Annotated in this window: 10 protein-coding genes, 2 tRNA genes and 1 pseudogene; 4 read left to right on the top strand and 9 right to left on the bottom strand. The window is 68.7% G+C overall.

Features of this window, described 5'->3' with window-relative positions; genetic code table 11:
• Positions 1-22: 22 nt before the first annotated feature.
• Positions 23-904 (bottom strand): Nif3-like dinuclear metal center hexameric protein, encoded by an 882-nt coding sequence (locus AS25_RS03055; protein WP_035961306.1) that lies wholly within the window; start codon positions 902-904, stop codon positions 23-25.
• A 70-nt stretch (positions 905-974) separates the two neighbouring features.
• Here AS25_RS03055 and msrA point away from each other — a divergent pair, with 70 nt between their 5' ends.
• From msrA to epsC, 3 genes are all read left to right on the top strand, one after another.
• Complete coding sequence (gene msrA / locus AS25_RS03050; protein WP_035962271.1) at positions 975-1,514, top strand: peptide-methionine (S)-S-oxide reductase MsrA; 540 nt, start codon at positions 975-977, stop codon at positions 1,512-1,514.
• A 95-nt stretch (positions 1,515-1,609) separates the two neighbouring features.
• Complete coding sequence (gene cysK, locus AS25_RS03045; protein WP_035961305.1) at positions 1,610-2,545, top strand: cysteine synthase A; 936 nt, start codon at positions 1,610-1,612, stop codon at positions 2,543-2,545.
• 120 nt (positions 2,546-2,665) lie between these two features.
• Positions 2,666-3,250 carry a serine O-acetyltransferase EpsC gene (epsC, locus tag AS25_RS03040; protein WP_035961303.1) on the top strand — a complete coding sequence of 195 codons (585 nt, stop codon included), beginning with the start codon at positions 2,666-2,668 and terminating at the stop codon, positions 3,248-3,250.
• 110 nt (positions 3,251-3,360) lie between these two features.
• Here the strand turns inward: epsC and gnd are convergent, their stop codons facing one another.
• Both gnd and AS25_RS14510 read right to left on the bottom strand, forming a co-directional pair.
• Positions 3,361-4,818, bottom strand: coding sequence for an NADP-dependent phosphogluconate dehydrogenase (gene gnd, locus AS25_RS03035; protein WP_035961300.1), 1,458 nt, complete (start codon positions 4,816-4,818; stop codon positions 3,361-3,363).
• Positions 4,819-4,952: 134 nt separating this feature from the next.
• Positions 4,953-5,023 (bottom strand) — tRNA-OTHER (locus AS25_RS14510).
• A 208-nt stretch (positions 5,024-5,231) separates the two neighbouring features.
• Between AS25_RS14510 and AS25_RS03030 the strand changes: the two genes are divergently transcribed.
• Positions 5,232-5,307 (top strand) — tRNA-Val (locus AS25_RS03030).
• A gap of 309 nt (positions 5,308-5,616) precedes the next feature.
• Here AS25_RS03030 and AS25_RS03025 read toward each other — a convergent pair.
• The 6 genes and pseudogenes from AS25_RS03025 to lspA form a co-directional block, all read right to left on the bottom strand.
• Positions 5,617-6,258: a GNAT family N-acetyltransferase gene (locus AS25_RS03025; protein WP_035961293.1), complete on the bottom strand. Its 642-nt coding sequence runs from the start codon at positions 6,256-6,258 to the stop codon at positions 5,617-5,619.
• A gap of 311 nt (positions 6,259-6,569) precedes the next feature.
• Positions 6,570-7,028 (bottom strand): annotated as a pseudogene (nrdR, locus tag AS25_RS03020) (transcriptional regulator NrdR); the annotation flags it as partial.
• Positions 7,029-7,031: 3 nt separating this feature from the next.
• On the bottom strand, positions 7,032-8,423 hold the full coding sequence (hisD, locus tag AS25_RS03015) for a histidinol dehydrogenase (protein ID WP_035961281.1): 1,392 nt from the start codon (positions 8,421-8,423) through the stop codon (positions 7,032-7,034).
• A 217-nt stretch (positions 8,424-8,640) separates the two neighbouring features.
• Positions 8,641-12,135 carry a DNA polymerase III subunit alpha gene (gene dnaE / locus AS25_RS03010; protein ID WP_052160710.1) on the bottom strand — a complete coding sequence of 1,165 codons (3,495 nt, stop codon included), beginning with the start codon at positions 12,133-12,135 and terminating at the stop codon, positions 8,641-8,643.
• A gap of 116 nt (positions 12,136-12,251) precedes the next feature.
• Entirely contained in the window at positions 12,252-13,229 is a 978-nt protein-coding gene (locus AS25_RS03005; RefSeq protein WP_156960876.1) for an RluA family pseudouridine synthase, read from the bottom strand.
• A complete protein-coding gene (gene lspA, locus AS25_RS03000) occupies positions 13,219-13,752 on the bottom strand; it encodes a signal peptidase II (protein WP_035961271.1) in 534 nt (177 codons plus the stop codon). The genes AS25_RS03005 and lspA overlap by 11 nt, the downstream gene beginning before the upstream one ends.
• Between the last annotated feature and the right edge of the window lies 1 nt (position 13,753).

The raw sequence follows: 13,753 nt of genomic DNA, 5'->3' as shown, positions 1-13,753 counted from the left end.
CGGTGGTAGGTCCGCGTGTGCTTCAGGTCCCGGGCGTGTCGATCCGGAAGTCCCACGGATCGGTGCGCAGCGAGCTGACGGAGGTCTCCACGGCGAATCCCCGCCGCTCGAGTTCGTGCCGCAGGTCCTCGGCGGCCCACGGCAACCACAGGGCCTCGCTCGCGGAGTGGGCGACGTCGATCAGCGCAGGGGTGCCCGATCCCCCGGGGCCCAGGGCGGCTTCCCGCGCTTCGGAGGCCGGGTGGTGGCGCAGGTCCGCGGTCACGAACACATCCGCCCCGTGGGCCCGGACCTCGTCGAAGAGGGAGTCCCCGGAGCCCCCGCACACCGCCACGGTGCTCACGGGTCGCTCGGGATCGCCGGCCACGCGCAGGCCCTGCGCCGTGGGCGGGATCCGCTGCGCGAGTCGGTCCGCGAGTTCGCGCAGCGTCACCGGCGTGGTCAGGGTCCCCACCCGACCCAGCCCCACGCGGGGGTCCGTGTCGTGCGGGACGAGCGGAGCGGCGTCGTCGGGAGAGACACCGCACGCCGCGATCAGCGCGTCCGACACGCCCCGGCGCGCGGAGTCCGCGTTCGTGTGGCAACACAGCAGGGCGCAGCGGTTCTCGATGAGGTCGTGGATCGCGCGGCCCTTGAACATGTGCGCGGCCACCGACGTGACCCCGCGCAGCAACAGCGGGTGGTGGGTCAGCAACAGGTCCGCGTCCCTGGAGACGGCCTCGTCCACCACGGCGGCCACGGGATCCACCGCGAAGAGGATCCGCCGGATCGGCTGCTCCGCCCGCCCCGTGACGAGCCCGGACGCGTCCCAGTCCTCCTGCAACGGGAAGGGCCACAGAGTGTCCGCGGCGGCGAGCACGTCCTCAAGCGTGGGCGGGGCGTCGGACGGGCGTTCGGTGCTCATGGCCTCATCCTAGGAGTTCGCGCTGGGCGAGCGGCGGGAATCTTCTGGCGCGTCACGCGTTGTAATGGGCATGACTTCATCGACACCGCAGACGTTCGTGCTGGCCGGTGGCTGCTTCTGGTGCCTGGACGCCGTCTACCGCAGGGTGCGCGGCGTGCAGGGGGTGCGCAGTGTGTACACGGGAGGGCACACGGACCACCCCGACTACGAGTCCGTGTGCTCGGGCACCACGGGCCACGCCGAGGCCGTGGAGGTCACGTTCGATCCCTCCGTGGTTCCCGCCGACGTGATTCTGGACCTGTTCTTCACGGGCCACGACCCCACCACGCTCAACCGCCAGGGCTACGACGTGGGCACGCAGTACCGCTCCGCCATGTTCCCCGCCGACGACGAGCAACGGCACCTCTTCGAGGCCGCGATCTCCCGGGCGCAGACCCTGTTCGACGATCCCGTGGTGACCACCATCGAGCCGCTCGGGCCCGTGCACGAGGCAGAGGACTTCCACCAGGACTTCTACGGGAACCAACCATTCAACGGCTACTGCCAAGTGATCATCAACCCCAAGCTCGCGAAGGTGCGCCAACATTACGCCGTGTGGCTGAACGACTGAGCCGCCACCCGGGCCACCGATACGCTGGAGAAGACTCTGTGCGGGGACCAGCACGTGTGCCATGCCCCGCGGACCGACTGAACAGGAGACATGTCATGGGCAAGATCTACAACGACGTCACCGAGGTCGTGGGAGGCACTCCCCTCGTCCGCCTGAACCACCTGGACAAGGACCTCCCCGGCAACGTGGCCGTGAAGCTCGAGTTCTACAACCCCGCCAACTCCGTCAAGGACCGGATCGGCAAGGCCATCGTGGATGCCGCCGAGGCCTCCGGCCAGCTCAAGCCCGGTGGGACGATCGTGGAGGGCACCTCCGGTAACACGGGCATCGCCCTGGCCATGGTGGGTGCTGCCCGCGGGTACAAGGTCATCCTGACCATGCCCGAGACCATGTCCACCGAGCGCCGGGTCATGCTGCGTGCCTACGGTGCGGAGATCGTGCTGACCCCGGGTGCCGACGGCATGCGCGGCGCCGTGGACAAGGCCCAGGAGATCGTGGACTCCTCGGACAACGCGATCCTCGCGAGCCAGTTCGCCAACCCCGCCAACCCCCAGGTGCATTACGAGACCACGGGTCCCGAGATCTGGAACGACTCCGACGGCGCCGTGGACGTCTTCGTGGCCGGTATCGGCACGGGCGGGACCATCTCCGGCGCGGGCAAGTACCTGCGCGAGCAGAAGCCGGACATCCGCCTCGTGGCCGTGGAGCCCTCCGACTCCCCGCTGCTGACCGAGGGCAAGGCCGGCCCCCACAAGATCCAGGGTCTCGGCGCGAACTTCGTCCCGGACGTGCTCGACCGCGAGATCTACGACGACGTCTACGACGTCACCGTGGAGAACTCCGTGAAGTACGCCCGCGAGCTCGGCACCCAGGAAGGCATCCTGGGCGGCATCTCCTCGGGCGCCATCGTGTGGGCCGCCCTGCAGGAGGCTGCCAAGGAGGAGAACCGGGACAAGCTCATCGTCGCCGTGGTGTGCGATTTCGGTGAGCGCTACATCTCCACGATCCTGTACGAAGACATCCGGGGCTGATCCACTCGACCCGACCGTGCGGGTGTCCGGGATGCGTGCCGTACGCGTGGCGCATCCCGGGCACCCGTTCTTCACGGCGGGCGGCCCCACCCCCGGCACACCACGGAAGAGGAAACACACGTGAGCTTCTGGCGCAGACTCAACGAGGACCTCGACACGGCTCGGACGCACGACCCCGCGGCGCGGTCCAACCTGGAGATCGCTCTGAACTACTCGGGGCTGCACGCCATCTGGGCCCACAGGTTGTCCCACCGGCTGTGGCGCAACCCGGACCGTCGGCTGCTGGCGCGCACGGTGTCCCAGCTCGCCCGCTGGGCCACGGGTGTGGAGATCCACCCGGGCGCCACGATCGGTCGGCGCTTCTTCATCGACCACGGCATGGGTGTGGTGATCGGCGAGACCGCGGAGATCGGTGACGACGTGATGATCTACCACGGCGTGACCCTCGGTGGTCGCTCCTTGGAACCCGTCAAACGTCACCCCACGATCCAGGACCGCGTGACCATCGGTGCCGGTGCCAAGATCCTGGGTCCCCTGACCGTGGGCCACGATTCCTCCGTGGGCGCCAACGCCGTGGTGGTCAAGGACGTCCCCGAGGACTCGATCGTGACCGGCATCCCCGGCAAGGTGCGCCGGCGCACCCCGGAGAAGCAGGAACCGCTCGTGGACCCCGCGACCTACATCGATCCCGCGATGTGGATCTGACGCCTACGACCAGACGGGTTCGACGAGAACGGGCCGGGTCCCCCACGTGGGGGCCCGGCCCGTTCTCGCCACCGCCTCCCAATCTGGGGAGCGGCCCACGGTTCACGTGCTCAGGACACGACCTCGGAGCGGTCCCCGCTCCACAGCACGTGGAAGCTGGAGTCCGGGTCGTCGATGCGCTTGTACGTGTGGGCACCGAAGTAGTCCCGCAGGCCCTGGGTCAGGGCGGCGTTGAGTCGCGGGCGGCGCAGGGCGTCGTAGTACGCGAGCGCGGAGGAGAACACCGGGGCGGGGATGCCGCGCTCGACGGCGCGTGCCACCACGCGGCGCCACGACGGCAGCGCGTCCTCGATGGACTCGATGAACTCGGGCGCGAACAGCAGGTTCAGCGGGGCCTTGTCCCCCTGGTACGCGGCCATGATCACGTTGAGCAGTTCAGCGCGGATGATGCAGCCGTTACGCCACAGGCTCGCGATGGTCGCGAGGTCCAGCTGCCAGCCGTACTCCCGCCCGGCCATGGTGAGCATGTCCAGGCCCTGCGCGTAGGACACGAGCTTGGACGCGTACAGCGCCTTGCGCACGTCCTCCACGAACCCGGGGTCCTTCACGACGTCCTCGGTGGTGTCGCCGATGCCGGCAGGCAGCACCTCCTGGGCCTCCTTGCGCATCGCGGGCTCGGACGATGACAGGGCGCGGGCGAACACCGACTCGGCGATCGCGGTGACCGGGGAACCCAGTTCCAGGGCTTCCTGCACGGTCCAGCGGCCGGTGCCCTTCTGACCCGCGGCGTCCGCGACGACGTCAATGAAGGGCTTGCCCGTGCGGGAGTCCACCTGGCGCAGGACCTGCGCGGTGATCTCGATGAGGTAGGAGGACAGCTCGGTGGTGTTCCACTCCTCGAACACGTCCGCCTGCTCGGCGGGCTCCAGTCCGGCCACGGAACGCAGCAGCTCGTGCGCCTCACCGATGACCTGCATGTCCGCGTACTCGATGCCGTTGTGCACCATCTTCACGAAGTGACCCGCGCCGTCGGTGCCGATCCACGCGCAGCACGGAGCGCCGTCGTCCGCCTTGGCGGAGATGTCCTCGAGCATGGGGCCCAGGCTCTTGTAGGACTCCTCGGAACCACCCGGCATGATGGACGGGCCGTTGAGGGCGCCCTCCTCACCGCCGGAGACGCCCACGCCCACGAAGTGCAGGCCCTTCTCCGCGCACTCGCGCTCACGACGCCGCGTGTCCTGGAAGTAGGAGTTGCCGCCGTCGATGATGATGTCGCCCTCGTCCAGCAGCGGGGTCAGCTGCTCGATCACGGAATCCACGGGCGCGCCCGCCTTGACCATGATCAGCACGCGGCGCGGCTTCTCGAGGGAATCGACGAGCTCCTCCATGGTCTCGGTGGGGATGAAGTCCCCCTCGGAACCGTGCTCCTCCATGAGGGCCTTGGTCTTGCCCTCGGAACGGTTGTGCAGGGCCACGGTGTACCCGTGGTGCGCGAAGTTGCGGGCCAGGTTGGCGCCCATCACGGCCAGGCCGGTGACACCGATGTGAGCTTTCTTTTCTGCTGCCATGGCCCCTAGCCTACGCACCCGCCCTGTGGGGTTGCAGCGATTGCCGCATGTTCCCCCGGACACGCTCGGACAGACCCGGAGACGCTTGGACATGCAGAAATCCCCGGGACTCGGGTCCCGGGGATTTTTCGAAGTGGTGGAGACCGACGGAATCGAACCGCCGTATCTGTCACGCCCGAAAGCGATCTAGCGCACCAGCGTCCCCTCGTACAAAACACGTAACCGACCGCGTTTACATCATCAGGTTAACGCATCGTGACCGCGCGGTGTCAAACGCGACGCCGGACGGGGAACCTCTCGTGGTCAACATCACACGCGGACTCGCGCATCGTGTTGGGTCCCGCCGTGACCTGCGGGTAGGCTGATCCGCAATCGGGTGCTGGCAGCTGGTCCAGTCGTGCCCACCCGATCCCGGGCCTTTAGCTCAGCTGGTAGAGCGCCACGTTTACACCGTGGATGTCATCGGTTCGATCCCGGTAAGGCCCACCACATGTACGGCGAACGGGCGTCCAGTCCGCCGCGCCGGGGTCGCGACATGGCCCGGGCACCTGCGATCGGTTATCCACAGGGGCGCATCCGGCCGTTCTGCGGCGTCGTGCGCCCGCTTAGCCTCGGACGCATGACCCAGGTTTACGATCCCTCCACCCACGAGCGGCCCATTTGGCCCCCGCCCTTCCCCACCTCTCCGATCCAGCGCGCCGTGGCCGCATTGATCGCCGGCAGCATCGAACTCGCACAGGTGCGCACGGCGCATCTCAGGGCGATCTTCGCGGGACCCGGAGGGAACCTTGCGGTCCCTCACGCCACGGACGGGCGCCACATCCCGATCGCGGGAACCGTCCCGCGGGACGGCACCGGCCCCCGGGAGATGAACCCGAAACGCGAGTAGAAGGGCACGAGGTCCAGTGTGGAGGCCTCGAGGTACGCCCCCGTGTGCTCGCGGTCGATGTGGGCGAGCCGCTCGTTGAGCAGCATGCTCCCCACGCCCGTCCGCTGCAGATCGGGCAGGGTCCCCACGGCCTTGAGGTACCAGTGCGGGGTGGCCGGGTGCTGGCGGTGGGCCAGGAACTCGGTTGCAAGGGCATCGGGGAGGCGATCACGGAACACCCGTGCGTAGGCAAGCAGGCCCGGCAGCATCCGAGGGATCGAGACCTTGCTCCCGGGGGCCTCCCACAGGGCCACGCCCAGCGGTTGCTCCTCACCCCGCCGCGCGGCGAGATACGCGTGACCGCCCGCCTGCAGGGTCTCCCGCACGATGCGTTCCCACAGGACGGTCAGCGACCCGATCACGTCACCGGGCGGGAGCAGACCCACCACGTGGGGGTCCACCGAGAACGCCCGGGCCAGGGTTGCGGCGGCGCGCTGGGTGTCCGCGGCGGCCGCGGGGAGGATGTCGATCTGCTGCGCGGGGTCGTGGTCGGCGCCCTGAGTCGTATGCACAACCAGAGAGTAACAGCACGCCCCTGAGAGCGGTCCGGGTGCCGAACCCGTCCATGACGTGCGCGTTCACCCGGCAGACATGAGACTTGTGACGTTCAGAGCAACCGCGGCTGCGTGGGCGTCTCCGCGGGTTTCTTGGCCCGACGACGCCGCGCCGGAGCGGCCTTCTTCGGTACCGTGTCGTCCTCGGGGGCCTCCGCGGCAGTGTCCTCCGACGCCGCGTCCGTGCCCTGCGAAGGGCGCCGGCCCGAGCGACGTCGTACGCCGCCGTTGCCACCCGGACCCGCGGCGGGAGGAACGAGGGTCTGCTGACCCGCGAGCTCCGCCTGCTGATCGCGCAGCACGTCAATTGCGCGCTCGAAGTCCTCGAGGTCGTCGAACGCCTGGTACACGGACGCGAACCGCAGGTAGGCCACGACGTCCAGTCGGCGCAGGGGCGGGAGGATGGACAGGCCCACGTCGTGCGCCTCGACCTCCGCGCTGCCGGAGGCACGGATGGATTCCTCGACCTCCTGGGCGAGCATCGCGAGGTCGTCCTCGCTGACCGGGCGACCCTGGCACGCCTTGCGCACGCCGTTGACGATCTTCTGCCGGTCGAACGGCTCGGTCACCCCCGAGCGCTTGATCACCGAGATGGTCGTGGTCTCGAGCGTGGAGAAGCGTCGGCCGCACTCGGTGCACCGGCGGCGTCGGCGGATGGACGTGCCGTCGTCCGAGGTGCGGGAATCCACCACCTTGGAGTCGTTGTGCCGGCAGAACGGGCAGTGCACGGCTCAGCCTTCCCGGCCCGGCGCGGTGGAGTCCGCCTCGGAACGGATCGTGACGGCACGACCGTGAGCGGGCAGGTCCTCGGTGTCCGCGAGCGCGACGATGTCGTCCTCGAGCTGCGCGAGCGCCTCCTTGCTGTACTCGATGACCTGCACGGCCTTCATGAACGACGCCGCTTGCAGCCCCGAGTTAAACACCGCGGTCCCGCCGGTGGGGAGCACGTGGTTGGAGCCGGCGGCGTAGTCCCCGAGGGGCACGGGGCTGTACGGGCCCACGAAGATCGCGCCGGCGTTACGCACTCGCGCCGCCACCGCGGAGGCGTCCCGCGTGTGGATCTCGAGGTGCTCGGCGGCGTACGCGTCCGCGACGGCCACGGACTGGTCGAGGTCGTCCGTGAGCACGACCCCGGACTGGGGTCCACCCAGTGCCGTGGCGATCCGCTCACGGTGTTTGGCGGCCGGCACCTGGACCGCGAGCTGCTCCTCGACCGCGCGGGCGAAGTCCTGGGAATCGGTGATCAGTACGGACCCCGCGGCGGGATCGTGCTCGGCCTGCGAGAGCAGGTCCGCGGCCACGAACCTCGGATCCGCGGAGTCGTCGGCGAGCACCGCGATCTCGGTGGTGCCGGCCTCGGCGTCCACGCCCACCACGGAGCGCAACTGCCGCTTGGCCATGGCCACGAAGATGTTGCCCGGGCCGGTCACGGTGTTGACGGGTTCCAGGACGTCCTCACCGTCCGTGATCCCGTACGCCATGGCGGCCAGGGACTGGGCGCCGCCCACGGCCCACACCTCGTCCACGCCGAGCAGACCGGCCGCGGCCAGGATCACGGGATGGGGCAGTCCGCCGAAGTCCTTCTGCGGCGGCGAGCACAGCACGACGGATTCCACGCCCGCTGCCTGGGCCGGCACGACGTTCATGATGACCGAGGACGGGTACACGGCCAGTCCCCCGGGGATGTAGAGCCCCGCGCGACGCACCGGGGTCCACCGGTGGTGCAGGACGGCACCGGGGGCGACCTCCACGCTCACGTCCTGCGGCCGCTGCGCCCGGGCGAAGGTGCGCGTGCGCTCGATCGCGGACTCCAGTCCGTGGCGCACCGCGGGGTCGAGTTCGGCCACCGCGCGCCCGATCTGCTCGGGCGCCACCCTGATCCGATGCTGGTCCACGCCGTCGAACTTCCGTGCGAGGTCCCGCAGGGCCTGTGCACCTCGCGCGCGGACGTCCTCGATGATCGAGCGGACACTGTCCTCCGCCTCCGCGACCGACGACGACGCTTGGCGCGGCACCGCGGCACGCAGCTCGTTCCAGTCCAGGTGCCGTCCCCGCAGGTCGATGACCCGCAGGTGGGAACCGGTGGTCGCCGGGGATGCGGATTCAAGGCTGTACTCACTCACCCGCCCAGTCTACAATCGCGCCCCGCACCGACCGCTCGGGCAACACCCGCACACGGCTCGAAGCCGCGCACCGGGCATGCCGAGGTCACGCAGCGACACGTCCGACGCCGCGCGGCGGCCTGGGCAGCGTCGCGCAACTACCCGTGCGGCGTCGAACCGCGGCCCGTTCGACGCCGCTCGGTCACGAGCGCCCGGTGACGCGCCCGGCGCCGCGGCGTCACGCCTCGAGGCAGGCCGGGCCCAGGAGGACCTTGAGGTCACCGAACAATGCGGGCGAGGGGTTGACCCGGTACTCGGGGCCCAGGCGCATCACCTGGACGCTGCGGCGCGTGTCCAGGTGGATCCGCACCTCCGAATCCCCCTTGTGATTGCGCAGCACCTCACCGATCCGGCGGATCACGGCCTCCGTGGCCCGGTGCTCGGGAAGTGCCACGCACACGGGTCCCGAGGAACCGTCCACGCTCAACTCGGGCACGGTGAGTTCCTGGGCGGAGATCGAGATGGAACCGTCGTCGCGGCGCTGCATGCGGCCCTTGATCACGCAGATCAGGTCCTCGGCCAGGACCCCGGCGATGGGTGCATAGGCCTTGCCGAAGAACATGATCTCGATGGAACCCGACCGGTCCTCGAGCTCCACGCGCGCGTACGCGTTGCCGGAGGACTTCGCGATCCTGCGGGACAGGGACGTGATCATCCCGCCCACGGTGATCACCGCGCCGTCCGGGCGTGTGTTCTCCTCGGTGAGCAGCGAGGCGATCGCGGTGTCCGTGTACTGACCCAGGGCGTCGTCGAGCCCGCGCAAGGGGTGGTCGGAGACGTAGAGACCGAGCATCTCGCGCTCGAACGCGAGCAAATCCTTGCGCTCCCACTCGGGAACGTCCGGGACCTCCACGAAAAACGTCTCCTGTTCGGCGTCGTCGGCGCCGCCCATCGCGAAGATGTCGAACGTGAACTCGCCGTTGTCCTCCTTCTTCTTCTGCGCGACGACGTCCTCGACGGCCTGCTCGTGGCACATCACCAGGCTGCGGCGCGTGTGACCCAGCTGGTCGAACGCGCCGGCCTTGATCATGGACTCGATGGTGCGCTTGTTGCACACGACCGCCGGGACCTTGGCCAGGAAATCGGTGAAGGACGTGAACTTGCCCTGCTCGGTGCGCGCGTCCACCATGGCCTGCACGACGTTGGACCCCACGTTGCGCACCGCGCCCATCCCGAAGCGGATGTCGGTGCCCACGGGGGTGAAGTTCAGTTCGGACTCGTTGACGTCCGGAGGAAGCACCGTGATCCCCATGTGGCGGCACTCGGTCAGGTACATGGCGAGCTTGTCCTTGTCGTCACCGACCGAGGTGAGCAGCGCGGCCATGTACTCGGCCGGGTAGTGCGCCTTGAGGTACGCCGTCCAGTAGGACACGAGCCCGTACGCCGCGGAGTGCGCCTTGTTGAACGCGTAGTCCGAGAACGGTAGCAGGATGTCCCACAGGGCCTTGATCGCGTCCTCGGAGTACCCGCGGTCGATCATCCCCTGGTGGAAGCCCTGGTACTGCTTGTCCAGCTCCGCCTTCTTCTTCTTGCCCATGGCGCGACGCAGGATGTCCGCTTGGCCCAGGGAGTAGCCGGCCACCTTCTGGGCGATCGCCATGACCTGCTCCTGGTACACGATCAACCCGTACGTGGTGCCCAGGATCTCCGACAGCGGTTCGGCGAGTTCCGGGTGGATCGGCGTGATCTCCTGCGCGCCGTTCTTGCGCAGCGCGTAGTTGGTGTGCGAGTTCGCACCCATGGGCCCGGGGCGGTACAGCGCGATGGTCGCGGAGATGTCCTCGAAGTTGTCGGGGCGCATCAGTTTGAGCAACTGACGCATGGGCCCGCCGTCCAGCTGGAACACCCCGAGGGTGTCCCCGCGCGCGAGCAACTCGTAGGACCCGGCGTCGTCGATCGGCAGGTGCTCGAGGTCCAGGACGAACCCGTCCCGGTTGAGCATGATGTTCTCGAGGGCGTCCGAGATGATCGTGAGGTTGCGCAACCCCAGGAAGTCCATCTTGATCAGCCCCAGCCCCTCGCACGTGGGGTAGTCGAACTGGGTGATCACCTGCCCGTCCTGCTCGCGGCGCATCAACGGGATGATGTCGATCAGCGGGTCCGAGGACATGATCACACCGGCCGCGTGCACACCCCACTGACGCTTGAGCCCCTCGAGGCCCTGGGCGGTCTCGAAGACCTTCATGGACTCGGGATCGTCCGCGAGGATCTCGCGCAGCTCCCCCGCCTCGTCGTAGCGCTTGGCGTCCTGGTCGTAGACGTCCTGCAGGGAGATGCCCTTGCCCATGACGTCCGGCGGCATGGCCTTGGTCAACCGCTCCCCCATGGAGAACGGGTAGCCCAGCACGCGGGACGAGTCCTTCAGGGCCTGCTTGGCCTTGATGGTGCCGTACGTGACGATCATGGCCACGCGCTCGTCGCCGTACTTCTCGGTCACGTAGTGGATGACCTCGGAGCGGCGGCGATCATCGAAGTCGACGTCGAAGTCGGGCATGGACACGCGGTCCGGGTTGAGGAAGCGCTCGAAGATCAGTCCGTGCTGCAACGGGTTGAGCTCGGTGATGCGCATGGCGTACGCGACCATGGACCCCGCACCGGAACCACGGCCGGGACCCACGCGGATCCCGTTGTCCTTGGACCAGTTGATGAAGTCCGCGACCACCAGGAAGTAGCCGGGGAAGCCCATCTGGATGATGATCTTCTTCTCGTACTCGGCCTGCTCGCGGACGTCGTCCGGGATGCCCCCGGGGAAGCGGTAGTGCAGCCCCTTCTCGACCTCCTTGATGAACCACGAGGTCTCGTCCTCCCCCTCCGGGGTGGGGAAGCGCGGCATGTAGTTCGCGGAGGTGTCGAAGTCCACCTCGCAGCGCTCGGCGATCTCCAGGGTGTTGTCGCACGCCTCCGGGAAGTCCCGGAAGAGCTCGCGCATCTGTTCCGGGGACTTGAGGTAGAACTCGTCCGCGTCGAACTTGAACCGCTTGGGGTCCTGCAGCGTGGAACCGGACTGCACGCACAACAGCGCGGCGTGGGACTTGGCGTCCTCCGCGTGCGTGTAGTGCAGATCGTTGGTGGCCACGAGCGGCAGGTTGAGGTCCTTGGCGAGCTTGAGCAGGTCCTGCGTGACGCGCTTCTCGATCCCGAGCCCGTGATCCATGAGTTCGCAGTAGAAGTTCTCCGCGCCGAAGATGTCCCGGAACTCGGCGGCCGCCTGCACGGCCTGGTCGTACTGACCCAACCGCAAGCGGGTCTGCACCTCACCGGACGGGCAGCCCGTGGTGGCGATCAGACCCTTGCCGTACTGGTTGAGCAGTTCACGGTCCATGCGCGGCTTGTACAGCTGGCCCTCGAGCGACGCCTTGGTGGACGCGCGGAACAGGTTTTGCATGCCCTCGCTCGTCTGCGCGAGCAGGGTCATGTGGGTGTAGGCGCCGGCACCCGAGACGTCGTCGCGGCCGCCGTCCGCGAACTTCACGCGGGAGCGGTCCTGGCGCGCGGTGCCCGGGGTGAGATAGGCCTCCACGCCGATGATCGGCTTGATCCCCGCGGCGCGCGCCTTGTTCCAGAAGTCGAACGCCCCGAAGACGAAACCGTGGTCCGTGGTGGCCAGGGAGTCCATGCCCAACCGGTGGCATTCCTCGAAGAGGTCGGTCAGGCGCGCGGCACCGTCCAGCATGGAGTACTCGGTGTGCACGTGGAGATGGGTGAAGCCTTTTTTGCCGGTCGCCGAAGTCACCGCCCCAGTCTAGGACCCCGCACCGACCCGCTGAGGGTGGACGCGGTGGAGATCCGTCACAGCTGCGGACCGCCCTCCCGCAGGGTCTCCACGGCATAGGCGAGATCCGCGGGATAGGGGCTCGTGTACTCCACGTCCTCCCCCGTGTCCGGACTCGTGAACCCGAGCCGGGTCGCGTGCAACCACTGCCGCGTGAGCCCCAGCCCCGCGGACAATGCGGGGTCCGCCCCGTAGGTCAGATCCCCGCAGCACGGGTGCTGCAGGGCGTTGAAGTGCACGCGGATCTGGTGGGTGCGCCCGGTCTCCAGGTGCACCTCCACGAGGGACGCGCGCCCGAAGGCCTCGAGCACCTCGTAGTGGGTCACCGAGCGGCGACCGTCCTGGAGCACCGCGAAGCGCCACTCGTGTCCCGGGTGCCGCCCGATGGGAGCGTCGATGGTTCCCTTGAGCGGATCCGGGATGCCCTGGACCATCGTGTGGTAGACCTTGGTCACCGTGCGCTCCTTGAACGCCCGCTTCAACACGGTGTACGCGTTCTCGTCCCGGGCCACGACCATGAGTCCGGAGGTCCCCACGTCCAGGCGGTGCACGATCCCCTGCCGCTCGGGAGCCCCCGACGTGGCGACCGTGATCCCGGCACCGGCCAGCGCACCCACGACGGTGGGGCCCTTCCAGCCGGGTGAGGGGTGTGCGGCGACCCCCGCGGGTTTGTCGATCACCACGTACCCCGGACTCACGTGCACCACGCGCAGGTCGGGTACGTGCTGCGCGGCGATGCGGTGAGGGTCCTCGGGCACCGGGACCTGGACCGTGTAGGTCTCGGCCGCACCCACCCTGTGGGACTTGGGTGCGGGCCGTCCCCGGAAGCTCACCCGCTCCTCGGCGCACAACTGTGCCGCCGCCGAACGGGACAGACCCGTCCAGGCGGCCACGGCGGCGTCGAGCCGGGAACCTTCCTGCTCGGCCGTGGCCGTGAACCGCTCCCTCACGTACTCGGGTTCGGAACCGGTGGGGCGGGTGTGCTCAACGGCCACGGGGCACCTCCATCTGGCGATTGGTCATGATCAGCACGAGGATCAGCACCACGCCCACGACCACCCCGCAATCGGCCACGTTGAAGATCGCGAAGCGGGGCACCGCGATGAAGTCCACCACGTGTCCGTGCGCGAAGGAGGGCTCCCGGAACAACCGGTCGGTGAGATTGCCCGCGGCACCGCCCAGGACCAGTCCCAGGGCGAGCGCCCACAGCGGGTCCCGCACCCGGCGCAGGTTCCACAGGATCGCAACGATCACCACGGCCATCACGATCGTGAAGACCCACGTGAAGTTGGAACCGAGGGAGAACGCCGCGCCGCTGTTGCGGATGTGTTCCCACCACAGCAGGCCGGGGATCACGGGGTACTGCCGGCCGATCGGGAGGTTCTCCACGACCCACAGCTTGCTGAGCTGGTCCGCCGCGTACCAGGCCGCGGCCACGAGCAGGGAGATGACGAGGCCGCGGCGGCCCACCCGGGAGGTCCCGGGGGCCGCCGCCGCGTCAGGGGTGTGTTCCGTCACC

The sequence above is a fragment of the Kocuria marina genome, from assembly GCF_000786655.1.
GTDB lineage: Bacteria > Actinomycetota > Actinomycetes > Actinomycetales > Micrococcaceae > Kocuria > Kocuria marina_A.
This window is presented reverse-complemented; position numbering and strand designations above follow the sequence as displayed.

Bases quoted from the DNA above. Each gene is read 5' to 3' on its own strand.
- AS25_RS03055 (WP_035961306.1), bottom strand. From the start codon at position 904: ATGAGCACCGAACGCCCGTCCGACGCCCCGCCCACGCTTGAGGACGTG.
- msrA (WP_035962271.1), top strand. From the start codon at position 975: ATGACTTCATCGACACCGCAGACGTTCGTGCTGGCCGGTGGCTGCTTC.
- cysK (WP_035961305.1), top strand. From the start codon at position 1,610: ATGGGCAAGATCTACAACGACGTCACCGAGGTCGTGGGAGGCACTCCC.
- gnd (WP_035961300.1), bottom strand. From the start codon at position 4,818: ATGGCAGCAGAAAAGAAAGCTCACATCGGTGTCACCGGCCTGGCCGTG.
- dnaE (WP_052160710.1), bottom strand. From the start codon at position 12,135: ATGCTGGACGGTGCCGCGCGCCTGACCGACCTCTTCGAGGAATGCCAC.